Here is a 26,665-nt window from a genome sequence, read left to right as displayed (position 1 = left end):
GGCTGTTTTTTCGGAGTCGGAGCCGGTGCGGGTGAGGGTGCTGTTGGTCGGAGCGCGACGGGTCATTTCAGCGGGAGAGCGATGAGGAAACCGTCGCCCGTGGCGAACATCCGCTCCTCCCGCGCCTGGGGCAGCAGGTGGTCCACGTCCGTCTGATAGACCCAGGCGCGTTTCCGGGTCTTCAGGTCGAGGGCCGCGAGCCCCAGTTCGGAACGGAAGTAGACGCAGCGTTCGCCGACGGCCAGCGACTGATCGCTCTCCGGGAGCGCCGGGTTGGTGGCGTTGACACGCTCCGTCCACAGAACCTGTCCGGAGGCCGCGCTCACGGCACAGACGGCACCATTCGTCACCGCGTACACCACGCCGTCCTTGAGGACCGGGGCGGACAGCGGATCCACGGCGGAGATCCGGTACGTCCACGCCTCCCGACCGTCCGCGAGCCGGTACGCCGCGAGGACCTCACCACCGGTGTAGACATACCGGTCGTCCAGACAGAGCGGATTGCGGCCTGCGTTCGCGACGGAGATCGGGATCTTCTTCTCCCAGCGCGTCGCGCCCGTCGCTCTGTCGCGCGCGACGACGAGGGTCGTCTTCTCGATCCGGTCGCCGTGTTCGAGCGCGATCAGCAGATCGCCCCGTACCGCCGAGGTGACCACGTGGGAACCGTCTCCCTCTTGCCGATTGGGCAGGTCACGCCGCCACAGTTCCTTCCCCGTACGCGTGTCGACGGCGAGGATGTGCGTGGAGCCGAGCGAGGCCCGGGTTCCCTTGGCGCCGACGAGGTACACGACTCCCTCGGCCGCGCACAGCAGCTGCGTGGAGTACGTGTTGGCGTTGAGCCCCTTGACGGTGACGCCCGCCCTGCTCAGCTCGTACCGCTCGGTGTCGACCGTGCGGACCATCAGGTCGTGATGCTCGTCCTCCATCCTCCGGGCAACGACGTAGACCTGTCGGCCGTCCGACACGGCGGTACGTGGCGCGGTCTCGACCGAGCACACTCCGGAGATCTCACCGGACTTCATGTCGGCGAAGGCGACTCCCATGCCGGCGACGAGGGCCACGTTCCCGCCGGCGAGCATCGGATAGGCACGCTCGTCCTTCAGCGGCACGGCCATGTCCCGGCTCCACAGGGAGGGGGGAGCCTCTCCCAGCAGGGGCGCGGTGGGCAGCTTGGGATCGTCCGGCTGCTTCTCGCTCAGCCACGCCCAGACCCCCGTGCCCGCTCCCGCGGTGGCGAGCAGCGCCCCGCCGCCGAGCGCGAACAGCTTGCGCCGCGTCAGACGGGCGGAGCTGCCGGAGGCCGCCACCGTCTCCGCGTACGGGTCGTCCGCCGGGGCCGGGAGGCGGTGGGGGTGGTGGTGCCAGACCTCCGTCGCGCGGCGGGCGATGTCCGTGAGGAGGTGGGGTGGGAGGTGGTCCGCGAACTCGCCCCGGCCGTCGTGGAGGTGGGTCGTCAGGTCCGTCGTCGTCGGGCGGGCCGAGGGGTCCTTGGAGAGGCAGGCCGTGAGGAGGGGGAGCAGCGGCTCGGGGACGTCCGTGAGGTCGGGTTCGGCGTAGCGGACGCGGTAGAGCAGGTCCGCCGGGGCGCCCGTGCCGAAGGGGCCGTGGCCCGTGGCCGCGAAGACCAGGACGCCCGCGAGGGCGAAGACGTCACCGGCCGGGGTGTGTTCCAGGCCGCCCGCCTGTTCGGGGGACATGAACGCCGGCGTGCCCGCCGCCGCGCCCGTGCGCGTCAGGTGGTCGTCGCCGGCCGCGCGGGCGATGCCGAAGTCGATGATCTTCGGGCCGTAGGCCGTGACGAGGACGTTGGAGGGCTTGAGGTCGCGGTGGACGACGTCCGAGGAGTGGAGTTGCGCCAGGCCGCCCGCGAGGGCGGCCCCGAGCGCGCGCACCGTCGCTTCCGGCAGCCGTCCGCACAGCGCCACCGCGTCGTCGAGCGGGGGACCGAGGACGTACTCGGTGGCCAGCCACGGGGTTTCGGCCAGCGGGTCCGCGTCGACGACGGCCGCCCCGTGCCGGGCCCCGATGATCCGTGCCGCGTCCGTCTCCAGCCGGAAGCGGGTACGGAAGCCGGCCTCGGCGGCCAGCCGGGCGTGCATCGTCTTCAGGGCGACCGTACGGCCGCCGGGCGTGCGGGCCAGATAGACCGTGCCCATGCCGCCGGAGCCCAGGCGGGCGAGGAGACGGTACGTGGCGATGGCCGCCGGGTCGGTGTGGGTGAGCGGTGACAGCATCGTGTCAGTTCCAGGGCAGTTCGGCGGCGAGGATCTCGGAGGACTGGCGCGCGAGCGCCGCGACGACCCGGCCGGGCAGCCAGCCGGGCGTCAGCAGCGATCCTGCCGAGCTGAGCACGGTCTCGTGCGGGGTCGGCGGGGCGAGGCCGGTCAGGACGGCGGCCGCCGTGGGGCGGTGCGCGGGATCGCGGGTGAGACAGGAGGAGATCGACGGGCGCAGGGCGTCCGGGAGTTCGGAGCGCTCCGGGACCGTATGGCCGGTGGCGGCGTACGCGAGGACCGCGCCGAGCGCGTACACGTCCCCCGGTGGCCGGGGCCGTCCGCCCGTCGCCTGCTCGGGCGCGAGCGCGCCGGGGTCCAGGTCCGCGAGCCGGCCCTCCGCCGCCCGTACCGCGCCGAAGCACGTCAGGCGCGGCCCGTCGGCGGTCAGGAGGACGGCGGCGGGGGACACGCCCGCGTGCGTGACGCCCTGCGCGTGCGCGGCGGCCAGCGTCTCCGCGAGGGCGACGCCGATCACCCGGACCGTTTCCACCGGCAACGGTCCGCCGTGCACGGCGAGGGCGACGGGGAGCGGGAGGGAGGGAGAGTACGGCGTCACGCTGTAGGGCGCGCCGGTGGCCGACACCTCCGTGACCGGGGCGATCCACGGGCCGAGGAGCCGCTGTGCCGCCCGGGCCTCCGTCAGGAAGCGGGCGGGGTCGGCGCCCCGCAGGGGCGCGGAGAGCAGCACCGTACGGTCGCCGTCCGCGCTGCGGGCCACGAAACGGCGGCAGGGCGCGAGTGCGCGGGGCGGGTCCAGGCGGGTGATCAGACGGTACGGGCCGATCCGTCGCGCGGACTCGTCGTTCGGGCGTGGCCGCTCCACGTCTGAACCCCCCTGTCGGACAACCCCTGTGGCCCCAGCGGTTGCTGGAGCAACAGGAGCCTACTGGTGGGGGTGCGGCCGTCCGTCCTCGGGAACCTAGGCCGGGTCCTCCGCCGGGCGCGACGCGCCGATCAGCGAGACCGCGAGGATCGAGACGCGCGTGATGAGGCCGGCGAGGAGGATCGTGCCGAACCCCTCCACCTGCCACTGGCCGATCTCGCCGCCCAGCCAGGACAGCAGCCACCAGATCAGCGAGTCCTGCGCGAAGCCCGCGGCCGCGAAGGCCAGCAGCGGCAGGGGCGGGACCGGGGCGGAGGGGCCTATATGGACGATCTGCGTGAGAAGGGCGATCACGATGCCGGCGATCACGATGGAGAGGCCCACGTCCACGGCTTCCGCGCCGAGCGTGACGCCCGGCAGAACGGCCCCGGAGATGCCTACCCCGACGAGCGCGCCCAGTCTGCGTCTCGTGCCTGTATCAGTCATGCGCGGACTCTGACATGCGCGGTGTCACCTTGTGAAGATCCCATGGAGGCGGGATCCAGAGACCGTGATCGGATTCGAACCGACGTCACTCGAGTTGCAGTCGAGCCCCTGAACCACTCGGGCACACGGTCGTGTTGAGCGGTGATACGACCGTAGGGCGGGCGATCGGCGCGGCTCAAGGCTTTCGGGCGCCGTGCAACACGACTGCCATGCGCCGTTCACGATCGCCCGGTCGTACGACCAAGGAACCAGTCGGGACCGGCCCTCGGACAGGGTTCATTCCGGATTACGCCCCTTACGCTGGTCCCATGAGCGCCCTCGAACCCCGCGACGCGGATACCGGTCGCGATACCGATACCGGCGTCGCGCCGACCACGATCCCCACCACCGCCGCCTCCCCGGGCGGCGGGTCCGTGCTCGACCGTGACCACCGGGCGCTCAGCATCGGCATCGTCTCCGTCGTCCTGCTCATCGCCTTCGAGGCGACCGCCGTCGGGACGGCCATGCCGGTCGCGGCCCGCGAGCTCCACGGGATCCCGCTCTACGCGTTCGCCTTCTCCGCGTACTTCACCACCAGCCTCTTCGCCATGGTCCTGTCCGGCCAGTGGTCCGACCGCGGCGGGCCCCTCGCTCCGCTCACCGTCGGCATATCCGCCTTCGCGACCGGCCTGCTGCTCGCCGGGACCGCCGGCACGATGGTGCTGTTCATCCTCGGCCGGGCCGTCCAGGGGCTGGGCGGAGGACTGGTGATCGTGGCGCTGTACGTCGTGGTCAGCAGGGCGTACTCCGAGACGCTGCGGCCGGCGATCATGGCCGCCTTCGCGGCCAGCTGGGTCGTCCCGTCCGTCGTCGGGCCCCTCGCCGCCGGCACCGTCACCGAGCACCTCGGCTGGCGCTGGGTCTTCCTCGGCATCCCGGCCCTCGTCGTCCTCCCGCTCGCCCTCGCCCTCCCGGCGATCCGCCGTACCGCGTCCGGGCCCGCCGACCCCGCCGCGCCGCTCCCGCCGTACAACCGCCGACGGATCCGGCTCGCGCTCGGCATCTCCGCCGGGGCGGGACTGCTGCAGTACGCGGGCCAGGAACTGCGCTGGCTCTCGCTGCTGCCGGCGGCGGCGGGCGCGGCGCTGCTCGTTCCGGCCGCGCGCGGGCTGCTGCCGCGCGGGACGTACCGCGCGGCGCGCGGGCTGCCGTCCGTGGTGCTGCTGCGCGGGGTCGCGGCCGGGTCGTTCATCGCGGCCGAGTCCTTCGTGCCGCTCATGCTCGTCACCCAGCGGGGCCTGAGCCCCACGCTCGCCGGCATGTCGCTCGCGGTCGGCGGCGCGACGTGGGCGCTCGGCTCCTGGATCCAGTCCCGGCCGTGGACGGAGCCGTACCGGGAGCGGCTCGTGGTGATCGGCATGGTGCTGGTCGCCGCGGCGATCGCCGCGGCGCCGAGCGTGCTGATCGCCGCGGTGCCGGTGTGGGTGGTCGCGGTGGCGTGGGCGTTCGGGTGTCTCGGCATGGGCATGGTGATCGCCTCGACGAGCGTGCTGCTCCTGAAGCTCTCGGCGCCGGAGGAGGCGGGCGCGAACTCGGCGGCCCTGCAGATCTCGGACGGCCTCTCGAACGTGCTGCTCCTTGCGGCGGGCGGCGCGGCGTTCGCCGCGCTGGGCGGGGGCGCGGTGGGGCACGCGGCGCACACGACCGCGAACTCGGTCGCGACCTCGCACCCGGCGGCCTTCGCGGTGGTGTTCCTGCCGATGGCGGGGGTGGCGCTGGTGGGGGCGTGGGTCGCTACGCGGCTTCGGGAGCGGTGACGCGCGGGTGGTACCACTTTGACCCCGCGCAAGTGGTACCATTCTGGTATGGCCATGAACCTGCGTCTTCGTGACGACCAGACGGAAGCACTCAAGCAGCGCGCGGAGGAGGAGGGCACCAGCATGCACGCCATACTCCTCAAGGCGGTCGACGACTATCTGGCGCGTACCGCCCAGCAGGCGATCGTGCGAAAGACGGCCATGGAGCAGGCCGCCAAGTGGCATGAGCTGATGGAGCGCCTCAAGTGACGTGCGTCTACCTTTCCGCCGAGGACGTTCTGGTCATCGCCGAGCACGCGGTGGATGACCAGAAGGTTCTCGTGCGCGATGCGGGGCTGCTCGAATCGGCAGTGCACCGGCCTTCCGCCGCCATGTTCGGCGAGGAGGCGTACCCGGACCTCGTCGACAAGGCAGCCGCCCTGCTGCAGTCCCTGGCGGTCAACCACCCTTTCGTCGACGGGAACAAGCGCACCGCCTGGCTGTCCTGCGTGACCTTCCTCGCCATGAACGGCGTCCAGCTCCGCCCGGACATCGACGCGGCCGAACGCCTGGTCATCGCCGTGGCCACCGGAGAGACGGACGAGGTCAAGGCGATTTCGCACGGGCTGCGCGAACTGATCCTCCCGACGTGAGCTGAATCGCACCCGCTCCGCCTCCGGGGCGTTCGTACGGGATTCCCGCCGGGCCGCCGGTAAGGTGGCCCGGTTGTCATATCTGGACGAGCGTCGAACCGGAGACCGTGACTACCACCGCCACCTCCTCCCATCACCTCTCTCCCGCCTTCCCCGGCCGGGCCCCCTGGGGTACCGCGAACAAGCTGCGCGCCTGGCAGCAGGGCGCCATGGAGAAGTACATCCAGGAACAGCCCCGCGACTTCCTCGCGGTCGCGACGCCCGGCGCCGGAAAGACCACCTTCGCGCTGACCCTCGCGTCCTGGCTGCTGCACCACCACGTCGTGCAGCAGGTGACGGTCGTCGCGCCCACCGAGCATCTGAAGAAGCAGTGGGCCGCCGCCGCCGCGCGGATAGGGATCAAGCTCGACCCCGACTACAGCGCCGGGCCGCTCAGCAAGGAGTACCAGGGCGTCGCCATCACCTACGCCGGTGTCGGCGTACGGCCCATGCTCCACCGCAACCGCTGCGAGCAGCGCAAGACCCTCGTCATCCTCGACGAGATCCACCACGCCGGTGACTCCAAGTCCTGGGGCGAGGCATGCCTCGAAGCCTTCGACCCGGCGACCCGGCGCCTCGCGTTGACCGGTACGCCCTTCCGCTCCGACACCAACCCCATCCCCTTCGTCACGTACGAGGAGGGCAACGACGGCATCCGGCGGTCGTCGGCGGACTATACGTACGGATACGGGAACGCCCTCGGCGACGGCGTCGTGCGGCCCGTCATCTTCCTCAGCTACAGCGGCAACATGCGCTGGCGCACCAAGGCCGGTGACGAGATCGCCGCCCGCCTCGGCGAGCCCATGACCAAGGACGCCATCTCCCAGGCCTGGCGCACCGCGCTCGACCCCCGCGGCGACTGGATGCCGAACGTCCTGCGCGCCGCCGACCAGCGCCTGACGGAGGTCAGGAAGGGCATCCCCGACGCCGGCGGGCTCGTCATCGCCTCCGACCAGGACTCCGCCCGCGCGTACGCCAAGCTGATCCGCGAGATCACCGGCACCAAGGCCACGGTCGTCCTCTCCGACGAGGCGGCGGCCTCCAAGCGGATCGACGAGTTCAGCGAGAACAACGACCGCTGGATGGTCGCCGTCCGCATGGTGTCCGAAGGCGTCGACGTCCCCCGCCTCGCCGTCGGCGTGTACGCGACCACGATCTCGACCCCCCTCTTCTTCGCCCAGGCCGTCGGACGTTTCGTACGTTCCCGCAGGCGCGGCGAGACCGCGTCCGTGTTCCTTCCCACCATCCCGAACCTCCTCGGCTTCGCCAACGAGATGGAGGTCGAGCGCGACCATGTGCTCGACAAGCCGAAGAAGGACGGCGAGGAGGACCCGTACGCCGAGTCCGAGAAGGAGATGGCGGAGGCCGAGAAGCAGCAGGACGAGGACACCGGCGAGCAGGACATGCTGCCCTTCGAGGCGCTGGAGTCCGACGCCGTCTTCGACCGGGTGCTCTACGACGGCGCCGAGTTCGGCATGCAGGCCCACCCGGGCAGCGAGGAGGAGCAGGACTACCTCGGCATCCCCGGGCTCCTCGAACCCGACCAGGTGCAGCTGCTCCTGCAGAAGCGGCAGGCCCGGCAGATCGCGCACAGCCGCAAGAAGCCGGACGGCGAGGCGGATCTGCTGGAACTCCCGGCCGAGCGGCGGCCTGTCGTTTCGCACAAGGAACTCCTCGAGCTGCGCAAGCAGCTCAACACGATGGTCGGCGCGTACGTCCACCAGAGCGGGAAGCCGCACGGCGTTATCCACACCGAGTTGCGGCGGGTGTGCGGCGGGCCGCCGAGCGCCGAGGCGACGGCCGGCCAGATCCGTGAGCGGATCAAGAAGGTGCAGGAGTGGGCCACCCGGATGCGGTGAGTCCACGGAGGGTCCGTCCGGGAGACTGTCGCTCCGGATGACCGCTCACTCCGGATATCTGTGGCTTCGGACGACTGTGGGCCCGTACGCGAGGTACGCGTACGGGCCCCGCTCGTTGGACGGTCCGACAAAGCCGATCTTGTCCGGCGAACTCCCCGGACCGGCCGACTTATGCCTGGAACGGGCCGTATCCGGTCGCTCGCGCCCGGATTCTGGACGAGGTCTTCCGCTGAGCGGAGTGGCTCGCTACTGTCCCCCGCAATGCAAACGCCCCGTGGCAGCGCCGCCGCGGAGCGCAGCCGGTGCGCATGGCCTGCCGGCGGCCTCTGACGTGCGTCGCCGCGGGACCGGCGCCGCTGCTCCCGTTTGAAGGTCCGCCGTCACTCACTCCGAAGGAGAGGGCGTCGTGACCGCGGAAACCTCCCAGACGCTCGACCGGGGCCTCAGGGTCCTCAAGCTGCTCGCCGACACCGACCACGGCCTGACGGTCACCGAGTTGTCCAACAAACTCGGCGTCAACAGGACCGTCGTCTACCGTCTGCTCGCCACACTCGAACAGCACGCGCTCGTACGACGCGACCTGGGCGGCCGCGCCCGGGTCGGGCTCGGTGTGCTGCGGCTGGGCCGTCAGGTCCATCCGCTGGTCCGCGAGGCGGCACTGCCCGCGCTGCGCTCGCTCGCCGAGGACATAGGGGCCACGGCCCATCTGACGCTCGTCGACGGTGCGGAGGCCCTGGCGGTCGCCGTCGTCGAGCCGACCTGGACCGACTACCACGTGGCCTACCGGGCCGGTTTCCGTCACCCGCTGGACCGGGGAGCGGCGGGCCGCGCGATCCTCGCGGCCCGGCAGGGCAGCCTGATCGAACCCGGCTTCACGCTGACCCACGGTGAGCTGGAGGCGGGCGCGAGCGGCGCGGCGGCTCCGCTGGTCGGGATCACGGGCATCGAGGGCAGCGTGGGCGTCGTGATGCTCGCCGACGCGGTCCCGGAGCGGGTGGGCCCGCGGGTCGTGGACGCGGCGCGCGAGGTCGCCGACGCGTTGCGCTGAGGCGCGGCCCGTTGTGGGCAATCGCCCCAGCGGGACGATTGCCCACAACGGGAGTGGGGCGGGTGGTCCGCCCCGCGGGGCGAGTGCCCGCAAACGGTTCAGGCGTCGCCCACCAGCAGCGTCCCCAGCGCCGTCCTGCGGTGCTCCACCGCTCTTCCCGCTCGCGCCGTCGTGATCAGGCCCGCGCCCCTCAGCGCCGACGCGTGCGCCGAGGCTGTCGCGTTGCTGACGCCCAGGCGGCGGGCCAGGGACGTCGTCGTGTGGGCGTCGGTGAGCGCGCGCAGGAGTGCGAGGCGGGTGCCGCCGAGGACCGTCGCCAGGGACTCCTCCGTGCCGGGCGCCACGTCCGGTGTGAGCGGCAGGCCCGGCCCCGCCGCGTACGTCACGACCACCGGCCGGCCCGGGAGGTCCTGGACGAGCGGGCGGCCCGTCCAGTGAAAGGTCGGCAGCAGGACCAGCCCGCGCCCGGCGAGGGTGATCTCCCGCCCGCCCGGTGCCGCCCACTCCCACACGCCGTCGTGCAGCCGGGTGGCGGGGACCAGCGCCGGCAGGGCCGCGCCGACGCCGTGTTCGGCGACGGTGAGGGCGTGCCGGGTGAACTCCGCCCGGTGCAGGTCCTGCACCTGCGACCACACCGGTGCCACGACCGTCTCGAACGCCGCCCGCTGGGCGCGGCGCAGGATCTGCCGGGCACCCGTCTCGCCCGCGTGGAGCCCGCGGATCCACCGCGGGGTCGGCCGCCGCCCCCCGTACACCCGCTCCAGCTCCGTCCGCACCAGCTCCGGCGGGGCCGCCGCCACCAGGTCGAGGCCCTCCGTCAGCGTCTCGCCGAGCACGTCGAGGAACAGCGGGGGATCGCCCGCCGGGACGAGGTCCGCCAGCGGTGCCACGGCGTCCGGAAGCGACCGCAGCGCCCGTCGTCGCCAGCGGCCGAAGAGCAGGTCGTCGCCGCCGCCGAGCATCGTCATGAACGCCGCGTTCAGTTCCGGCACCGGGGCGGGGCGGGCGGCGAACCGCACCCGGGCGAAGTCCTCAGCCGTGAAACGGATCCGGGTCACCGCACATGCCTTTCGTCACGAGCCTTTCGTCGCAAGCCTTTCGTCCACAGCCTCAACCTTCGCCGGGGCCCCCGGCCCGGCGGCAGCCTGTCCCGCATGACACCTTCTCCCATGAACCGACGGACCGTCACCAAAGCGGCCGGTCTCGCCGCCGCCCTGGCCCTCGCCCCGTCCCCCGCCCGGGCCGCCGCCCCCGCCCGGGCCACCACCCCGCGCGACCTCGTCCTCCGGCTGCCCGCGCCCACCGGCCCGTACACGATCGGTGCCACCACCCTCCACCTGGTCGACCCCTCCCGCAACGACCCGTGGGAGCCGGCGATCGGGGTACGGGAGGTCATGGTCACCGTTCTCCACCCGGCCCGTACCGTCCGCGGATATCCGCGTGCACCCCAGCTGACCGGCGACGCCGCAAAGCTCTTCACCGTCCTCGCCCCCTGGATCCGCCCCGGCCTGCCCGAGGCCGGGGTCGACTGGGCGGCCACCCGCACGCACGCCCACACCGGCGCCCCCGTGCTGCCCGGCCGGTGGCCCGTGCTGCTCTACAGCCCCGGCGGCGGTGACGCCCGCACCATGGGCACCTCGCTCGCCGAGGAGCTGGCGAGCCACGGCTGGGCCGTCGTCACCGTCGACCACCCGGGGGACGCGAGCGAGGTGGACTTTCCCACAGCGCGCCCCGGCCGCGACAAGGTGCGCCCCAGCGTGTTCGTCCGGCCGCCCGACGCCGAGCAGTTCCGCACCATGATCGAGACCCGCCTCGCCGACATCCGGTTCGTCCTCGACCGCCTCGAAGCCCTGGAGGGGCCCCTCGGCCGCGCCCTCGACCTGGGGCGGATCGGGATCTACGGGCACTCGGCCGGCGGCACCACCGCCGCCCAGACGCTGTACGACGACCCACGCATCGCCGCCGCCGTGAACCTGGAGGGGTACCTGGACCAGGTCGACGGCACGCTGCTCCCGGTGGCCCGGTACGGCGTCGACCGGCCACTCCTCCTGCTCGGCACCGACGGCTTCCGTAACGTCCGGCTCGACCGCTCCTGGTCCGCCGCACTCGCCCACCCCGGGGGCCGCACCCGCCGACGACAGCTCGACGACGCGGACCACTGGGTGTTCACCGACTACGCCGCCCTCGTACCGCAGCTGCACGCCGCCGGCCTGACGACCACCGCCGACCGGGTCCGGCTCGTCGGCGCGATCGAACCGAGGGCGTCCGTGCCCGCCGTGCGCCGGCAGCTCCGCTCGTTCTTCGGCCGTCGGCTGCCGATGAGGGCCGCACAGTAGATTGGGGGCGTGCTCTCCCGTCTCACGCGCAACCGTGCCCTCGCGCTCTGCGCCCTGCCCGTCGCCGCGCTCTTCGCGGTCGTCGGGCTCGCGCCGCTGCCGTACGCCATCGCACAGCCCGGCTCGACGGCCGATGTGCTCGGCAAGGACAAGGGGCGTGAGGTCATCACCATCAGTGGCGCGCCGGTCCGTCCGACGCAGGGCAAGCTGCTGATGACGACCATCGTGGCCACCGGCCCGAGCGTCGCCAACGACTTCGGCGACGTCGCCGACGCCTGGTTCCGTACCGACCGGGCCGTGCTGCCGCGCGACGCCGTCTACCCTCCCGGCAAGTCGGACGCCGAGGTCGAGAAGCACAACCTCGGCGAGATGAAGGAGTCGCAGGACGCCGCGACCCTGGCCGCCCTCGGCCATCTGAAGCTCGACCCGAAGGACGTCAAGGTCACGCTCCACCTCGCCGACATCGGCGGGCCTAGCGCCGGGTTCCTGTTCTCCCTCGGGATCGTCGACAAGCTCGACGGCGACGGCTCGGGCGGCGACCTCACCGGCGGCCGTACCGTCGCCGGTACGGGAACGATCGAGCCGGACGGCACGATCGGTGCCGTCGGCGGGGTCTCCCTGAAGACCCAGGCCGCCGGGCGGGACGGGGCGAGCGTCTTCCTCGTACCGAAGGCGGAGTGCTCCGACGCGCAGGCGGAGCTGCCGGAGGGGATGCGGCTGATCCCGGTCTCCACGCTCAGCGACGCGGTGTCCTCGCTCCGGGCGCTGGAGCAGGAGGCGAAGGTTCCGAGCTGCTGACGCGCTTGGGGGCGGTGCCCTGAGGGGCTGTGTCCTGAGAGGCGGCGTTCTGAGAGGCGGCGTCCATCTCGCGCCAGGACGGGAAGACCATCGGGGCGAGCGTGGCCAGGAAGTAGACGCCGCCGAGCGTGAGCAGCGCCGTCACCAGGCCGGCTCCCTCGATCAGCTGCCCCGCGGCGAGGCCGCCCAGCGGGGTCGTCAGGAGCACCCCGGCCATCGTCACTCCGGAGACCCGGCTGCGCAGTTCGTCGGGGACGCGTTCGTACGCGACGGTGGCCAGGATCGGGTTCAGGAGCCCGGCCCCGAAGCCGCCCGCCGCCATGGTGACGAGCAGCGGGAGCGTGGTGTCGGTGAGCGCGGCCACCACGTACGGCGGCGCCCCGCACAGCAGGAACCCGGCCGTGAAGACGGCCCGGCGCGGGAAGCGATGCCCGACCGCCCCGTACAGCAGCGCCGCGAGCAGCGCGGAGCCGCCGAAGACGGCGACGAGCAGACCCAGGGCGGCGGAGCCCCCGAGGTTCTCCCGGGCGTGGACGGGCAACAGGACCGCACTCCAGCCCTGGTTGAGGCCGTTGGTCACCATCACCATCAGGACGACACCGAGCAGCAGCCGGGAGCGGAGCACGAAGGAGTACCCCTCGCGCAGCTCGGCGCGGTAGCCGGACAGGGAGAAGGGGGCCGGGTAGGGCTCGGGCGCGGCGGACGGGACCTTCCGCAGTCCGACGAGGACGAGCAGGGCGGAGAGGCAGAAGGTGACGGCGTCGAGGAGCAGGACGGTGTCCGCGCCGATGAGGGCGACGAGGACGCCGGCGAGTGCGGCGCCGGTCATCCGGGCGCCCCGCGAGACGGCGTCGTAGAGGCTCGCGGCGCGGGGGAGCGGGGTTCCCGCGCGGCGGGCCAGGTCGGGGACGAGGACGTAGCGGGCGGTCTCGCCCGGCGCGTGGAAGAGGCCGGTCACGGCCATCAGCGCGCACAGCATCCAGAACTCCAGCAGGCCCGCGCGGTGCAGGAGCGGGATCGCGGCGAGCGCGAGCGCGCAGACGAGGTCGGAGACGACGCTGACCCGGCGGCGCCCGATCCGGTCGATGACCGGGCCGCCGACGATCGCGGAGACGACGACGGGAACGGCCGCGCAGAAGGCGACGAAGCCGGCCTTCGCGGGGCTGCCCGTGGTGTCCAGCGCGAACCACGGGACGCCGATGAGGGTGAGCGCGTTGCCGGTGATCGAGATGGCGTTGGCGGCCAGGACGGTGGCCAGTGGAGCGCGTCCCCCCGGCGCGCTCATGCGGTCAGCGCGGGGCGCGGTCGCGCGGTGGCGGGGACGGCCAGGCGCAGCCCTAACGCGACCAGCGCCCAGCCCACGTGGGCCCGAAGCGGGGTACGGGGAGGGAGGCGGGGAGGGGAGTGGGCCGCTGTGGCCCGGAGGTCGGCGGCGGCCCGGAGGTCGGCGGCGCGCAGGCGGTGGAGCTCCAGGTGGATGTCGGCGTGCATGGCTTCCTGATCCCTTCCGTCAGTTCTCGAGCTGAGGGAACGCGTGCAGGTGCATCCGTACGCGCGCGGCGCCCGGCGCGTCGGGGTCGGCGCTCTGGTGGTACTCGTCGATCAGATCGTGGATCTTGACGCTGAGCTCGTGCAGTCGCTCGGGCGGCAGGCGCAGAGTGAAGTCGCTCATGTCGGAGGAGGCGGCCCAGGCCGTGTCCCAGTCGTGGCGGGTGCCGAGCCAGGTGTTCAGCTCCTGGGTGTGGATGGTCGCGATCTCGTGGAGGTAGACCTCCACCGCGCCCCGGACCTCGGGGTCCGCGTTCCGGTGCAGCGACTCGTCGAAGGTCGTGCCCTGCTGGGCCGCCTTCCACCACCGCTCACGGCCCTTGCCCCGGGTCGGGTCGTCCTCGACGAACCCGTGCGCGGCGAGCTGGCGCAGGTGGTAGCTGGTCGCACCGCTGGACTCGCCGAGCCGCTCGGCCAGTTGGGAGGCGGTGGCCGGCCCGTGGTGGCGCAGGGCGCGCAGCAGCTGGATGCGGAGCGGGTGGGCGAGCCCGCGCAGGGAGCGCGGGTCGAGCGTGCGGCTGACGCGTTCCTTGGGTGCGGACATGGGTCGAGCGTAGACTTGCAAAGAAGTGTGTGCAAGGATTTCTTTGCAACTGGTCCTTTGCAGCCGCACCTCGGAATCAGTCGACGTCCTCCGCCGCTTGCTCCACCAGCGGGATGATCCGCAGCGGTACGGGGTTCTCCATCACGATCGCCGTCGAGGCCCGCACGATCCCCTCGAAGCCGACGACCCGGTCGATCACCCGCTGAAGGTCCGCGTTGGAACGGGCGACCAGACGGCACAGCATGTCGCCGTGGCCGGTGGTCGTGTGCAGTTCGAGCACCTCGGGCACGGTCGCCAGATGCCCCCGTACGTCCGCGCCCTGGCCCTGCTTGATCTCCAGCGTCGCGAACGCGGTCACCGGGTAGCCGAGCGCCGCCGGATCGACCTGCGGGCCGAAGCCGCGGATCACGCCGTTCGCCTGCAGGCGGTCGAGCCGTGCCTGGACCGTGCCCCGCGCCACGCCGAGCCGACGGGAGGCCTCCAGGACCCCGATCCGCGGCTCCCGGGCGAGGAGCACGATCAGGCGCCCGTCCAGATGATCGATCGCCACAGCGGCCTCCCCATGGTCATCCTGTACAAGTATCCCGCCCATACTGCTGGGTCGCTGTGCATATTGCCCAGCCCTGAGGCGAACTATTGCGCAGCTTGCCGATCGGCGGGACTCTGCCGTCATGACTGAGACCATCGATCACACCCCCTCCACGGCGCGGCAGGCCGATCCCTTCCCCGTGAAGGGAATGGACGCGGTCGTCTTCGCCGTCGGCAACGCCAAGCAGGCCGCGCACTACTACTCCACGGCCTTCGGCATGAAGCTCGTCGCCTACTCCGGACCGGAGAACGGCAGCCGGGAGACCGCCAGTTACGTCCTGACGAACGGCGCCGCCCGCTTCGTGTTCACCTCCGTCATCAAGGCCTCCACCGACTGGGGCCGCTTCCTCGCCGAGCACGTCGCCGAGCACGGCGACGGTGTCGTCGACCTGGCGATCGAGGTGCCCGACGCGCGCGCCGCGTACGCCTACGCCGTCGAGCACGGCGCCACCGGCATCACCGAGCCGTACGAGCTCAAGGACGACCACGGGGTTGTCGTCCTCGCCGCCATCGCCACGTACGGCAAGACCCGCCACACCCTCGTCGAGCGGTCCGGCTACGACGGCCCGTACCTGCCGGGCTTCGTCGCCGCCGCCCCGATCGTCGAGCCGCCGGCCAAGCGCACCTTCCAGGCCATCGACCACTGCGTCGGCAACGTCGAGCTCGGCAAGATGAACGACTGGGTCGGCTTCTACAACAAGGTCATGGGCTTCACGAACATGAAGGAGTTCGTGGGCGACGACATCGCGACCGAGTACTCGGCGCTGATGTCGAAGGTCGTCGCCGACGGCACCCTGAAGGTGAAGTTCCCGATCAACGAGCCGGCGATCGCGAAGAAGAAGTCGCAGATCGACGAGTACCTGGAGTTCTACGGCGGCGCGGGCGTGCAGCACATCGCCCTGGCGACGAACGACATCGTGGCGACCGTGCGCTCCATGCGCGCCGCCGGTGTCCAGTTCCTCGACACCCCGGACTCGTACTACGACACGCTCGGCGAGTGGGCCGGGGAGACCCGGGTGCCGGTCGAGACCCTGCGCGAGCTGAAGATCCTGGTCGACCGCGACGAGGACGGCTACCTGCTGCAGATCTTCACCAAGCCGGTCCAGGACCGCCCGACGGTCTTCTTCGAGATGATCGAGCGCCACGGCTCGATGGGCTTCGGCAAGGGCAACTTCAAGGCGCTGTTCGAGGCGATCGAGCGCGAGCAGGAAAAGCGCGGCAACCTGTAGTCCCCCGGGGGGCGACGGACCCGGGGCGCCCGCCCCGGGCCCCCGTCCCGCTGGGCGGCCCACCCTCGCCACCCCCGTTGTGGGCAACTGTTCCGCTGGGGCGGAACGAATGCCCACAACCCCCGGGAGGGGTGAGGGTGGGCACCGCCCAGCGGGGCGAACGCCCACACGGGCGTGAGGGTGGGCACCGCCCAGCGGGGCGAACGCCCACACGGGGGTGAGGGTGGGCACCGGCTCAGCGGGACGGCTAGGGCGACGTGGGTGGGGTCGGCGACGAAGGGGGTGAGGGCTTCGGGGTGGTCGGGCGCAGGTCCTTCGGCAGTTCGTCCGGGGGGTCGCCCAGCTCCGCCACCGCCTCCCGCGCCTTCGGCGCCAGCAGCGGCGAGAAGTCCGGGTTGATCCGCAACGCCTCCGCCAGATGACGGCGGGCCGGACCCAACTCCCCCACCGCCCGCTCGATCTCGCCCCGGTGGTACGAGAACAGCGCGCTCCGCAGACCCTCGTCCGTCGCCCTCTTCGCGTACTCCAGCGCCTCCTTCGGCTCCCCCGCCCGGTACAGCGCCCACCCCAGCGCGTCCGCCACCCGCACCGACCGGTGCCCGCGCGCCCACTCCGCCTTCAGCCGCCGCACCGCCGCGTCCGCGTCGCCGTGGTCCGCCTCGAACAGGCCCAGGACGGCCTCCGCGTTGACCCAGGACCGCGTCCGTAGCAGCTCGTACCGGCTCCGCGCGTCCCCGTCCAGGCCCAGCGACTCGTAGAGTTCGCCGGCCTCCAGGACGTACTCCGGCAGCGGCAGCCGTGCCAACGCCGCCGCGTACCCGGCGATCGCCTCGTCCGTGCGGCCGAGCGCCGCCAGCGCCCGTGCCCGGCCGGCCAGCGACGGGCCGTGCTCCCGTACGAGCCCCAGCGCCGCCCCGTACTGCGCGAGGGCCTCGTCCGGCTCGCCCCGCTCCCACGCGAGATCGCCGAGCCGGGCCAGCGCCGCCGCCTTCTCCGCGCCCGTCTCCGCCCGCGCCACCGCGTCGACCGCGGCCGCCGACGCGTCCTCCCGCCAGCCCCGATCGCGGTACATCTGCGCCGCCCGCGCGCTGACCGCCCCGCCCGAGTGCAGCTCCTCAAGCCTGGCGAACGCCTTCTGGGCGGACGTGTACTCCCCGAGCCCGTTGTACGCGTCGATCAGCAGCGGGTACGCCGACCAGCGCTTCGGGTCCTCCTTGCGGACCGCCTCGCCCCAGATCCGCGCCGTCCGCCAGTCACCCCGGGCGTTCGCCAGGGCGCCCAGCCCCAGCTGCGCGTCGAGGTTCCCTCGATCCGTCGACAGCGCCCGCCGCAGCGCCCGCTCCGCCCGCGGGTAGTCCGTGGCGTCACCGAGCCGCGCGCCCCGTTCCGTATAGGCCCTGCCCAGCACGGCCCATGACGCGTCGTCCGACGGATGGTCCTTCAGCCACTTCTCGCGGTCGCCGATGAGCGCGGCCAGATCGGGCAGCGAGGCCTGTGCTCCCGCGTTCGCCGCGAGGGCCGCCCGCGCGGCGGGCCCGGGGGCGGGCGGCGGCCCGTCGTCGAACAGGCCGGGGGCGAGGTCGGGGGCGTACAGCAGAGCCGTCGCCGCGAACACCGCGCCCACCCCGCAGGCCAGGACCGTCCTCGACACGTTCTCGGTCTTCATGGCGCTCACTGTGCGCCTGTACGAAGAGCACACGAAGCGCCCACTCCGGCGGGTTCACACCGATGGCCCCGGGTGCCACGCTGGACGCATGGACGATCTTCTGACGCGGCTCCACACGGAACTCCGCGCGGGCCTGCCCGCCGAGGCGCTGATCACCGACCCGGACGTCATCGCCTCCTACGCCCACGACATGGCGAGCTTCTGCACGGCCGGCACCCCCGCGGCCGTCGTGCTCCCGCGCACCGTCGAGCAGGTCCAGCACGTCATGCGCACCGCGACCGCGCTGCGCGTCCCGGTCGTCCCCCAGGGCGCGCGCACCGGCCTGTCCGGTGGAGCGAACGCCTCGGAGGGCTGCATCGTGCTGTCCCTCGTGAAAATGGACCGGATCCTGGAGATCAGCCCGGTCGACCGGATCGCCGTCGTCGAGCCGGGCGTGGTCAACGCCGTCCTGTCCCGGGCCGTCAACGAGCACGGCCTGTACTACCCCCCGGACCCCTCCAGCTGGGAGATGTGCACCATCGGCGGGAACATCGGCACCGCGTCCGGAGGGCTGTGCTGTGTGAAGTACGGGGTGACGGCGGAGTACGTCCTCGGTCTGGACGTCGTCCTGGCCGACGGCCGGCTGCTCTCCACCGGCCGGCGCACCGCCAAGGGCGTCGCCGGATATGACCTGACCCGGCTCTTCGTCGGTTCGGAAGGCAGCCTCGGCATCGTTGTCGGCGCGACCCTCGCGCTCCGGCCGCAGCCGCCCGTACAGCTCGCGCTCGCCGCCGAGTTCCCCTCCGCGGCCGCCGCCTGCGAGGCCGTCTGCGCGATCATGGAGCGCGGCCATACGCCCTCGCTGCTCGAGCTCATGGACGGCACCACCATCCGCGCGGTCAACAAGCTCGCGAACATGGGTCTCCCCAACACCACCGAGGCACTGTTGCTGTGCGCCTTCGACACCCCGGACCCGGCCGCCGATCTGGCCGCCGTCGGGGAGCTGTGCGCGGCGGCCGGAGCCACCGAGATCGTCCCGGCCGAGGACGCGGCCGAGTCCGAGCTCCTCCTCCAGGCGCGCCGGCTGTCGTTGACCGCCCTGGAGACGATCAAGTCCGCGACGATGATCGACGACGTGTGCGTGCCGCGCACGAAGCTCGCCGCGATGCTCGACGGCACCTCCGCCATCGCGGAGAAGTACGGCCTGACCATCGGCGTCTGCGCGCACGCCGGCGACGGCAACACCCACCCCGTCGTCTGCTTCGACCAGGCGGACGAGGACGAGTCGCGGCGGGCGCGGGAGTCCTTCGACGAGATCATGGCGCTCGGCCTGGAACTGGGCGGCACGATCACCGGCGAGCACGGTGTGGGCGTGCTGAAGAAGGAGTGGCTGGCCAGGGAGTTGGGACCGGTGGGGCTCGAACTGCAGCGGGGCATCAAGCGGACCTTCGACCCGCTGGGGATCCTGAACCCCGGAAAGCTGTTCTGACACTCCGCGGTGGGTGGTCACATCTCACCGTCCTGGGACTCGTCCGACGGCCAAGGGTCACGCAGCCACAGGTCGTCGGCGACGGACGTGGTGGCCAGGAGTTCGGCGAGCCCGTCGTCGATGCCGAGCTGCTCGGACTCGGTGCCCGGGGGAACGGCGCGCAGCGTCCGCTCCAGCCACGCGGACACCTGGGCGGAGGGCGCTTCGAGCAGCGCGTCGCCGTCGGGGGAGGAGAGCGCCATCAGGACGACGTTGCGCCCGTCGACCTTCGTGGGCCAGATACGGACGTCTCCGTGCCCACACGGCCGGAAGACGCCCTCGACGAGCAGCTCGCGGGCGAAGGTCCAGTTGACGGGGTGGTCCGAACCGACGTGGAAGGTGATGTGCACGGCGTACGGGTCGTCGGTGCGGTAGGCGAGCCGGGCGGGTACGGGGATGGAGCGCTCGGGGGAGAGCACCAGCTTCAGCTCCAGCTCGCGCTCGACCACGGTGTTCTCGGTGTTCTGCATGACGACGTCCTCTCCGGTACGGGGCCCCGGACGGGCCCGCACAGGAAGAGAGCGCGGTCGCGGCCGGCCATTACGCGACTTCCGAGAATTTTTTGAGGAGTTTCTCCGCACCGGGTCCCGCACCGGGTCCCGCACGGATCGCCCGTGGATCGTCGGCCCGAGCGTGACGGTGAGTGGCGGGTTTCGTGGGTATGTCGCTCGAAGGCGGGTTTCTGGTGGCCTCTTTGTTCCCGGGGCGGTGTTCTTCGTTACTGTCCTCCCTGAGACAAGCGTTGTGACGGAACGGAGTCGGGGCAGTGGCTACTCCTCCTGGAGCCGGCGGAGAGGTACCGCAGGCCGGGTACTACCCGGACCCGTCCATTCCCGGATACATCCGGTACTGGAACGGGGGCGCCTGGGTGCCCGGGACGAGTCGGCCCGCGCCCAAGGAGGGCGAGGCGCCGCCGGCCGCCCCGGCCGGGGTGATGCCCGCGGGGCCGGCGCTGGCCCCGAACCCCTCACCCGCGCCCGTGGTCCCGTCGACCCCGGTGCCCGCCGTGGAGGAGACCGGACCCGTCTTCCTGGACGAGGAACCGCCCGCCGAGACGCGGCCCGAGCCCGAGCCGGCCTCCGCCTGGCAGGCGGACGTCTCGCGCCAGACCGGCTTCGGCGGAGACCGGGACCAGCGGGTCTCCTGGGGTGCCCCGGAGACGGAGTCCGCCGGCCCGACGGGCGGCGCGCAGGACCCCCGCGTGGCCGCCCCCAGGACCGCGAACCCCGCGCCCGCTCCGGAGCCGGAGCCCACGCCCGCCCCACGCCCGGCCGCGGCCTCCTCGGCCCGGCTCGGCGGCATGCCGGTGACCCCGGCTCCGGCCGCCGATCCGACGGGCGGCGCGCTGCCCGGCGTACGACAGGCGAAGCCCCAGGCACAGGCGTCGGCCCAGGCACCTGAGGGCACGATGACGATGCGCGCCCTCCCGGCACGGCAGGCGCCGCCGCAGGGCGGCCAGGGCGCGGGAGCCGCGCAGGCCACGCCGGCCGCCCAGGGCCCGCAGGCCCTGACGACCCCGCAGACCTCGCAGGGCGCGCCCGGACCGTGGAACCCGCAGGGCGCCCAGGGCCCGCAGGCCCTGACGACCTCGGAGGGACCGCAGGCCCCGAGGGCCCCGCACGACGGGGCGCAGGCCCCACAGGCCCCGCTCCCGCACGTGCCCGGCCAGAACCGCCACGCACCTGCCCCCGAACCCGCACCCGCCGTCTCCACCCCCGTCACCACCGGACCCGGCGGCGGTGCTCCCTCCTGGCCCCAGCAGGTCCAGCAGCTCGCGCAGCCCTCCGCGGCCGCCGGCCGGCAGCCCGAGGCCGAGCAGCCGGTCCTCCCCTGGAAGCCGCCGGTCGAGGACCCGTTCCTCCAGGCCGCCCGGGCCCAGGCCGCGGCCCGCCCCGCCGGTCTCGGCAAGCGCCTCGTCGCCCGGCTCGTCGACACCCTCGTCCTCGGCGCCCTCGTCGGAGGGGTGTCGTTCCCCTTCGTCACCCAGGCGCTCGACCACATCGACGCCAAGATCGAGGCCGCCAAGCAGTCCGGCACCACGGTCCAGGTCTGGCTCCTGGACGGCACGACCTCGCTCCACTTCGGGATCGCGCTCGCCGCCCTCCTCGTCCTCGGCGCGCTGTACGAGGCGCTGCCCACCGCCAAGTGGGGCCGCACGCTCGGCAAGAAGCTCTGCGGCCTCCAGGTGCGGGACATCGAGGCGCACGAGCCGCCGACGTTCGGCGCGGCCCTGCGCCGCTGGCTCGTCTACACCGTCCTGGGATTCCTCGTCGTCGGTGTCCTCAACGTCCTGTGGTGCCTCTTCGACCGGCCCTGGCGCCAGTGCTGGCACGACAAGGCGGCCCACACCTTCGTGGCCGGCTAGCGGCCTGTCGACAGGGGGCAGCGCCTGCCGGTCAACGGGAACCCGTGCGGCGGTCCCCCGAACGGGCGGCGATTCCTTGCGGGGCCCTGCCGCGCGGGATGCACTGCCCCCATGAGCAACGACCAGCCGACGCCCGGCCAGCCGCCCGAGGACGATCCGTTCCTCAAGAAGCCGCAGGAGCCCACGCCGCCGTCGGCGGGCTCTCCGTACGGGAGTCAGCCTCCGCCCGAAGGACCGCCGCCGGGAGGTCCCCCGCCCGGGGGCCCGCCGCCCGGGTCCCCGTACGACGGTGTTCCGCCGCCGCCCCCGCCGTACGGCTCCCAGCCCTACGGCGGCGGGGGCGGTTACGGCCCCACGGACCCGCTCGCGGGGATGCCGCCGCTCGCCGAATCCGGCCGGCGCATCGTCGCGAGGATCATCGACTGGCTGATCATCGCCGTGCCGCTCGCCATCATCGGCATCCCGTTCAACGTGTACGACCGGGCGTCCGACGGGGACGACTTCGGTGACACCATCAGCGCGACCAGCACCGGCACCGGTCTCGTCTTCCAGCTCATCACCATCGTCGCCTACATCGCGTACGACACCGTGATGACGGCGAAGAACGGCCAGACCCTCGGCAAGAAACTGATGAAGCTGCGGGTCGCGATGCTCAACGACGGCACCACGCCGCCGATGAACGCCTCGCTGATGCGCGCCGTCGTGCTGTGGCTGCCCGCGCTGATCTGCTGCGCCTGCCTGTGGCCGCTGCTCCTGCTGATCCTGATCCTGGTCGACAAGCCCTACAAGCAGGGCCTGCACGACAAGGCCGCCAAGACCGTGGTGGTGTCGGTCCCGCAGTAACTACGAGTTCGAACCGATCCGGGTATCGGCCGCCGCGCCCACGCGCGCGGCCGGTACCCGGATCTCGTCGTTCCGGGGGCGGGGCGGCACGGGTGCGGGTGTCGTGCGGTGCACGGGCATCGTCACCGTGACGAGCAGCCCGAGAAGCAGCCCGGCGGCGCAGATGACGACGATCCCCAGCGCGGTCGTGGTGCGGGACAGCAGCAGCAGGGCGACGGTCGAGAAGACGACGGTGGCCGAACCGTAGGCGAGTTGTGCGGCGTTCGGACGCGGCATGACGGGTACCGTCCCTCGAAGCATCGGCGGGTCACTGCCCCTGGCTGGCGCTCGGATGGACCCCCACCCGAGCGACTCTACGACGGTGGATGCCCGAGCGAAACGGGTGGTAAGCGTGACCTAACCCACGGTACGGGTGCACAGGGGGCGCATGGAGTCATCAACCCCACCCCTCACCCTTCCCGGTGCGCCCGTCGAGTGTCCGGATAGCGGAAATCGCCTCCTGCATAGTGCAGTTGGCTTGTTCAAGTCAAGGTCTGTCTTTTCTCTCATAACTCCGGTCGAATGTCGTCACTTGTGACGCGCGCCCCGCCTACGGACAGCACCCCACCTCCGGTCCGAGGCCCGCGGGCGCGGGGGAGGAACACATCAAGTGACCAGCAGACGACGGGCGATCAGAGCGTCCGCAGTCGTCGTGGCGCTCGCGGCCACCGCCGCCACCGCCTCGACCTTCGCCACCGCATGGGCCGACGACAAGGGCCCGGGCGCACCGGCAGCGATCGAGCGCCAGGACCCGGCTCAGGGCGCCGGCGTGGACAAGACGGCGGTCGACCACGACCTCGAGGGCCCGTACAGCAAGCAGCAGGAGCAGCAGCGCAAGGCTGCCCTGGAGCAGGTGCTGAGCGGCGAGAGCAAGGTCGAGCGCCGCGGGGGCTCGCAGGTCGTCAAGCTCGACAGCAAGAAGTACGTCGAGCTGGGCCGGGAGAAGACCGACAAGATCTTCACGATCCTCGTCGAGTTCGGCGACAAGGTGGACAGCACCACCCTGGTGAACCGTGCCGACGACGACACGGACGAGCTGAAGCCGAAGTTCGGCGGCACGCCCGGCCCGCTGCACAACCAGATAGCCGAGCCGGACCGTGCGAAGGACAACTCCACGGCCTGGCAGAAGGACTTCGACCGGCAGCACTTCCAGGACCTGTACTTCGGCACCGGCAAGGACCCGAAGACCGGTCAGCCGAAGCAGTCGCTGAAGACCTACATGGAGAAGACCTCCTCCGGCCGGTACTCGGTCGAGGGCGGCGTCTCCGACTGGGTCAAGGTCGAGTACAACGAGGCCCGTTACGGCTCGAACTACTGCGGCAACAGCAACTGCGCCAACGTCTGGGACGCCGTCCGCGACGGTGTCACCGCGTGGGTCGCCGACCAGAGGGCCAAGGGGCGCACCGACGCCCAGATCAAGGCCGACATGGCGCAGTACGACCAGTGGGACCGCTACGACTTCGACGCCGACGGCAATTTCAACGAGGCCGACGGCTACATCGACCACTTCCAGATCGTCCACGCGGGCGAGGACGAGTCGGCGGGCGGTGGCGCCCAGGGCGGCGACGCCCTGTGGGCCCACCGCTGGTACGCGTACGGCACCAACGCCGGCAAGACCGGCCCGGAGCAGAACAAGGCCGGCGGCACGCAGATCGGCGACACCGGTATCTGGGTCGGCGACTACACGATGCAGCCCGAGAACGGCGGCCTCGGCGTCTTCGCCCACGAGTACGGTCACGACCTCGGTCTGCCGGACCTGTACGACACCTCCGGCAAGCCGGGCGCCGAGAACTCGACCGGCTTCTGGTCCCTGATGTCCTCCGGCTCCTGGCTCGGCCGGGGCAAGGAGTCCATCGGCGACCTGCCCGGCGACATGACCGCCTGGGACAAGCTGCAGCTCGGCTGGCTCAACTACACCAAGGTGAGCGACGAGCAGCGCGGTACGAAGTCCACCCACAAGCTGGGCGTGGCCGAGTACAACACCAAGAACCCGCAGGCGCTCGTCGTCGAGCTGCCGAAGAAGCAGGTCACCACCGATGTCGTCGCGCCCGCCGAGGGTGCCACGCAGTGGTGGAGCGACATGGGTGACGACCTCAAGAACACCCTGACCCGCTCCGTCGACCTCACCGGCAAGTCGGCCGCCTCCCTCGAGTTCAAGGGCTGGTACGACATCGAGCTGGACTACGACTACCTCTACACCGAGGTGTCGACGGACGGCGGCGCCAACTGGACCGCGCTGGACGGCACGGTGGACGGCAAGCCGCTGCCGCGCGACGCGAGCGGCGCCCCGGCGCTGACCGACGTCTCCGGCGCGTACAAGGCGCTCGCCTTCCCGCTGGACGCCTACGCGGGCAAGAAGTTCGACCTCCGCTTCCGCTACCAGACGGACGGCGGCGCGGGCGGCAAGGGCTTCGCGGCCGACGCCATCACGCTGACCGCCGACGGTGCCACCGTCTTCTCGGACAACGCCGAGAACGGTGACAACGGCTGGACGGCCAAGGGCTTTACGCGGATCGGCAAGGGCTTCACGAAGGAGTACGAGCAGTACTACCTCGCGGAGAACCGCCAGTACGTCTCGTACGACGCGACCCTCAAGGTCGGCCCGTACAACTTCGGCTTCGCGGGCGACAAGGCCAGCTGGGTCGAGCACTACCCGTACCAGAACGGTCTGCTGATCTGGCTGTGGGACACCTCGCAGAAGGACAACAACACGGCCGTCCACCCGGGCCAGGGCCTCGTCCTTCCGATCGACGCGCACCCGACGCCGCTGAAGTGGACCGACGGCACGCTGATGCGTAACCGCATCCAGTCCCACGACGCGCCCTTCGGCACCTACCGCACCGACGCCTTCCAGCTCCACAAGGCGGACGTCCCGGTCTGGATCACGCCGCAGGCCGGCAACCCGGTCTTCGACGACCGCAAGGGCACGTACTGGTTCAAGGAGACCGAGCGGGCCGGTGTCAAGGTAACTGACACCAACACCAAGATCGCGATCGTCAAGGAGCCGAAGAACGGCCAGACGATCACCGTCCAGGTGGGTCCCTCGACGAAGTAGTCCACATCGTCGCAGGTCAGAGCATGATCGGCCGTCGCCCTCTAGCGGGCGGCGGCCGATCGTGTTTAGGTGCGTCTTGACCAGTTCTTATTGACAGCGAGCTCACGGGGGAGTGGTTTCGGCATGCCCGGTGGAGGGTTCTGCAAGTTGCCGGGAGGCAGTGTGGTGGTCGCGATCGGGCTGCCCAGCCCGGCCGGCGACGGTGCCACGGTCCGCTTCCTGGTCCACGCGGCGAACCGCGCCCGCGCCCTGACCCGGCTGCGGAACCTGGGCCTGCGCGCCGTCTACCTCCGCGGCAACGCGGAACCCCCGACCCCGGACGAGGTCACCGCGGTCCTTCACCACCCGGACGGCATCCTGTGGCGTACGGCACCGCACGAGCTCTGGCACTCGATACGCTCGCTCCCGAAGGGGCCGGAAACCGTTGTGGCCCCACGCCCCACGGCGCCGGCCACCCCACCGCCCCCGCCGGCGGCCCAGTGGCCCCGCCCCACGCCGAGCGCCGCGCTGACAAGGCCCTAGATGTATTGATCTAGACCACCGGCTTGCCGGTCAGCTCCACCCCGGCCGCGCGCAGCTCCTCCAGGGCCCGCTCCGTGGTGGGCTTCGAGACTCCGGCCGTCAGGTCGAGGAGCACCTGGACCTTGAAGCCCTCCCGCGCCGCGTCCAGCGCCGTCGCCCGCACGCAGTGGTCGGTCGCGATGCCCACCACGTCCACCTCGCGCACGTCCCGCTCCCGCAGCCACTCCGCGAGCGTGCGGCCGTTCTCGTCGCGGCCCTCGAAGCCGCTGTACGCCGCCTCGTACGCACCCTTGTCGAAGACCGCCTCGATCGCCCCGCTGGCGACCGCGGGCGCGAAGTTCGGGTGGAAGCCCACGCCCTCCGTGCCGGCGACACAGTGCACCGGCCAGGAGGTGACGTAGTCGGGCTCCTGGCCCGCCGGGGCGAAATGGTCGCCCGGGGAGACGTGGTGATCGCGGGTGGCGACCACGTGCTGGTACGCGGCGCCCGCCGCGTCCCCGACCAGGTCGGTGATGGCGGCGGCGACGTCGGCTCCCCCCGCCACCGCGAGGCTGCCGCCCTCGCAGAAGTCGTTCTGAACGTCCACGACGATCAATGCGCGGTGCATGGCGGGTGTCCTTAGCGGGTCGATGGGGGGAATGCCGATGGGGGAATGACGTCGAGCCT

25 protein-coding genes and 1 tRNA gene are annotated in these 26,665 nt (G+C 72.0%); 13 read left to right on the top strand and 13 right to left on the bottom strand.

Features of this window, described 5'->3' with window-relative positions:
• Positions 1–62: 62 nt before the first annotated feature.
• From ACFYV5_RS22140 to ACFYV5_RS22125, 4 genes are all read right to left on the bottom strand, one after another.
• Positions 63–2,234 (bottom strand): PQQ-binding-like beta-propeller repeat protein, encoded by a 2,172-nt coding sequence (locus tag ACFYV5_RS22140; protein ID WP_389170955.1) that lies wholly within the window; start codon positions 2,232–2,234, stop codon positions 63–65.
• A 4-nt stretch (positions 2,235–2,238) separates the two neighbouring features.
• Positions 2,239–3,099, bottom strand: a complete 861-nt coding sequence (locus ACFYV5_RS22135) for a serine/threonine protein kinase (RefSeq protein WP_389170952.1) — start codon at positions 3,097–3,099, stop codon at positions 2,239–2,241.
• Between the two features lie 96 nt (positions 3,100–3,195).
• Positions 3,196–3,585, bottom strand: a complete 390-nt coding sequence (locus ACFYV5_RS22130; protein ID WP_389170949.1) for a hypothetical protein — start codon at positions 3,583–3,585, stop codon at positions 3,196–3,198.
• Positions 3,586–3,644: 59 nt separating this feature from the next.
• Positions 3,645–3,716 (bottom strand) — tRNA-Cys (locus ACFYV5_RS22125).
• A 177-nt stretch (positions 3,717–3,893) separates the two neighbouring features.
• On the opposite strand from ACFYV5_RS22125, the gene ACFYV5_RS22120 reads away from it, so the two are divergent.
• The 5 genes from ACFYV5_RS22120 (at position 3,894) to ACFYV5_RS22100 (ending at position 8,959) form a co-directional block, all read left to right on the top strand.
• Complete coding sequence (locus ACFYV5_RS22120; protein ID WP_389170946.1) at positions 3,894–5,381, top strand: MFS transporter; 1,488 nt, start codon at positions 3,894–3,896, stop codon at positions 5,379–5,381.
• Positions 5,382–5,429: 48 nt separating this feature from the next.
• On the top strand, positions 5,430–5,630 hold the full coding sequence (locus ACFYV5_RS22115) for a CopG family transcriptional regulator (RefSeq protein WP_355112447.1): 201 nt from the start codon (positions 5,430–5,432) through the stop codon (positions 5,628–5,630).
• Complete coding sequence (locus ACFYV5_RS22110) at positions 5,627–6,013, top strand: type II toxin-antitoxin system death-on-curing family toxin (protein WP_389170943.1); 387 nt, start codon at positions 5,627–5,629, stop codon at positions 6,011–6,013. The genes ACFYV5_RS22115 and ACFYV5_RS22110 overlap by 4 nt, the downstream gene beginning before the upstream one ends.
• Positions 6,014–6,120: 107 nt before the next feature.
• Positions 6,121–7,911, top strand: a complete 1,791-nt coding sequence (locus ACFYV5_RS22105; RefSeq protein ID WP_389170940.1) for a DEAD/DEAH box helicase — start codon at positions 6,121–6,123, stop codon at positions 7,909–7,911.
• 406 nt (positions 7,912–8,317) lie between these two features.
• A complete protein-coding gene (locus ACFYV5_RS22100) occupies positions 8,318–8,959 on the top strand; it encodes an IclR family transcriptional regulator (protein ID WP_189975433.1) in 642 nt (213 codons plus the stop codon).
• 98 nt (positions 8,960–9,057) lie between these two features.
• Here ACFYV5_RS22100 and ACFYV5_RS22095 read toward each other — a convergent pair whose 3' ends face one another.
• Positions 9,058–10,017 carry an ArsR/SmtB family transcription factor gene (locus ACFYV5_RS22095; RefSeq protein ID WP_389170936.1) on the bottom strand — a complete coding sequence of 320 codons (960 nt, stop codon included), beginning with the start codon at positions 10,015–10,017 and terminating at the stop codon, positions 9,058–9,060.
• 111 nt (positions 10,018–10,128) lie between these two features.
• Between ACFYV5_RS22095 and ACFYV5_RS22090 the strand changes: the two genes are divergently transcribed.
• Together ACFYV5_RS22090 and ACFYV5_RS22085 are read left to right on the top strand one after the other, a co-directional pair.
• Positions 10,129–11,295 (top strand): alpha/beta hydrolase family protein, encoded by a 1,167-nt coding sequence (locus ACFYV5_RS22090; RefSeq protein WP_389170933.1) that lies wholly within the window; start codon positions 10,129–10,131, stop codon positions 11,293–11,295.
• Positions 11,296–11,304: 9 nt separating this feature from the next.
• Positions 11,305–12,093: a S16 family serine protease gene (locus tag ACFYV5_RS22085; protein ID WP_389170930.1), complete on the top strand. Its 789-nt coding sequence runs from the start codon at positions 11,305–11,307 to the stop codon at positions 12,091–12,093.
• Here ACFYV5_RS22085 and ACFYV5_RS22080 read toward each other — a convergent pair.
• From ACFYV5_RS22080 to ACFYV5_RS22065, 4 genes are all read right to left on the bottom strand, one after another.
• The gene (locus ACFYV5_RS22080; RefSeq protein WP_389170927.1) at positions 12,032–13,378 is read right to left on the bottom strand and encodes an MFS transporter; all 1,347 of its coding nucleotides are present in this window, start codon (positions 13,376–13,378) and stop codon (positions 12,032–12,034) included. The genes ACFYV5_RS22085 and ACFYV5_RS22080 overlap by 62 nt on opposite strands.
• Positions 13,375–13,584, bottom strand: coding sequence for a hypothetical protein (locus tag ACFYV5_RS22075; protein ID WP_389170924.1), 210 nt, complete (start codon positions 13,582–13,584; stop codon positions 13,375–13,377). The genes ACFYV5_RS22080 and ACFYV5_RS22075 overlap by 4 nt, the downstream gene beginning before the upstream one ends.
• A gap of 19 nt (positions 13,585–13,603) precedes the next feature.
• Positions 13,604–14,185, bottom strand: coding sequence for an ArsR/SmtB family transcription factor (locus ACFYV5_RS22070; protein ID WP_389170921.1), 582 nt, complete (start codon positions 14,183–14,185; stop codon positions 13,604–13,606).
• A gap of 76 nt (positions 14,186–14,261) precedes the next feature.
• Positions 14,262–14,735, bottom strand: coding sequence for an Lrp/AsnC family transcriptional regulator (locus ACFYV5_RS22065; protein ID WP_355112431.1), 474 nt, complete (start codon positions 14,733–14,735; stop codon positions 14,262–14,264).
• A gap of 121 nt (positions 14,736–14,856) precedes the next feature.
• Between ACFYV5_RS22065 and hppD the strand changes: the two genes are divergently transcribed.
• The gene (gene hppD, locus ACFYV5_RS22060) at positions 14,857–16,002 is read left to right on the top strand and encodes a 4-hydroxyphenylpyruvate dioxygenase (protein WP_389170918.1); all 1,146 of its coding nucleotides are present in this window, start codon (positions 14,857–14,859) and stop codon (positions 16,000–16,002) included.
• A gap of 247 nt (positions 16,003–16,249) precedes the next feature.
• On the opposite strand, the gene ACFYV5_RS22055 is transcribed toward hppD, so the two are convergent.
• The gene (locus ACFYV5_RS22055; RefSeq protein WP_389170915.1) at positions 16,250–17,668 is read right to left on the bottom strand and encodes a tetratricopeptide repeat protein; all 1,419 of its coding nucleotides are present in this window, start codon (positions 17,666–17,668) and stop codon (positions 16,250–16,252) included.
• Between the two features lie 88 nt (positions 17,669–17,756).
• Between ACFYV5_RS22055 and ACFYV5_RS22050 the strand changes: the two genes are divergently transcribed.
• Entirely contained in the window at positions 17,757–19,136 is a 1,380-nt protein-coding gene (locus ACFYV5_RS22050; protein ID WP_389170912.1) for an FAD-binding oxidoreductase, read from the top strand.
• Between the two features lie 17 nt (positions 19,137–19,153).
• On the opposite strand, the gene ACFYV5_RS22045 is transcribed toward ACFYV5_RS22050, so the two are convergent.
• Positions 19,154–19,645, bottom strand: coding sequence for an SsgA family sporulation/cell division regulator (locus tag ACFYV5_RS22045; protein WP_355112423.1), 492 nt, complete (start codon positions 19,643–19,645; stop codon positions 19,154–19,156).
• 296 nt (positions 19,646–19,941) lie between these two features.
• Here ACFYV5_RS22045 and ACFYV5_RS22040 point away from each other — a divergent pair, with 296 nt between their 5' ends.
• Both ACFYV5_RS22040 and ACFYV5_RS22035 read left to right on the top strand, forming a co-directional pair.
• Entirely contained in the window at positions 19,942–21,540 is a 1,599-nt protein-coding gene (locus tag ACFYV5_RS22040) for an RDD family protein (RefSeq protein ID WP_389170909.1), read from the top strand.
• 111 nt (positions 21,541–21,651) lie between these two features.
• Positions 21,652–22,383: an RDD family protein gene (locus ACFYV5_RS22035; protein WP_355112416.1), complete on the top strand. Its 732-nt coding sequence runs from the start codon at positions 21,652–21,654 to the stop codon at positions 22,381–22,383.
• Here the strand turns inward: ACFYV5_RS22035 and ACFYV5_RS22030 are convergent, their stop codons facing one another.
• Positions 22,384–22,659 carry a hypothetical protein gene (locus tag ACFYV5_RS22030; RefSeq protein ID WP_355112414.1) on the bottom strand — a complete coding sequence of 92 codons (276 nt, stop codon included), beginning with the start codon at positions 22,657–22,659 and terminating at the stop codon, positions 22,384–22,386.
• 373 nt (positions 22,660–23,032) lie between these two features.
• Here ACFYV5_RS22030 and ACFYV5_RS22025 point away from each other — a divergent pair, with 373 nt between their 5' ends.
• A complete protein-coding gene (locus tag ACFYV5_RS22025; RefSeq protein WP_389170900.1) occupies positions 23,033–25,477 on the top strand; it encodes an immune inhibitor A domain-containing protein in 2,445 nt (814 codons plus the stop codon).
• Between the two features lie 123 nt (positions 25,478–25,600).
• Positions 25,601–25,999, top strand: coding sequence for a hypothetical protein (locus ACFYV5_RS22020; protein WP_355112410.1), 399 nt, complete (start codon positions 25,601–25,603; stop codon positions 25,997–25,999).
• A 10-nt stretch (positions 26,000–26,009) separates the two neighbouring features.
• Here ACFYV5_RS22020 and ACFYV5_RS22015 read toward each other — a convergent pair whose 3' ends face one another.
• Positions 26,010–26,606 (bottom strand): isochorismatase family protein, encoded by a 597-nt coding sequence (locus ACFYV5_RS22015; protein WP_389170897.1) that lies wholly within the window; start codon positions 26,604–26,606, stop codon positions 26,010–26,012.
• Positions 26,607–26,665 lie beyond the last annotated feature (59 nt).

Origin of the sequence: Streptomyces sp. NPDC003035 (assembly GCF_042888285.1) — a bacterium.
Classification (GTDB): domain Bacteria; phylum Actinomycetota; class Actinomycetes; order Streptomycetales; family Streptomycetaceae; genus Streptomyces.
The sequence above is the reverse complement of the archived record's forward strand: the minus strand, read 5'-3'. Positions and strand labels throughout refer to the sequence as shown.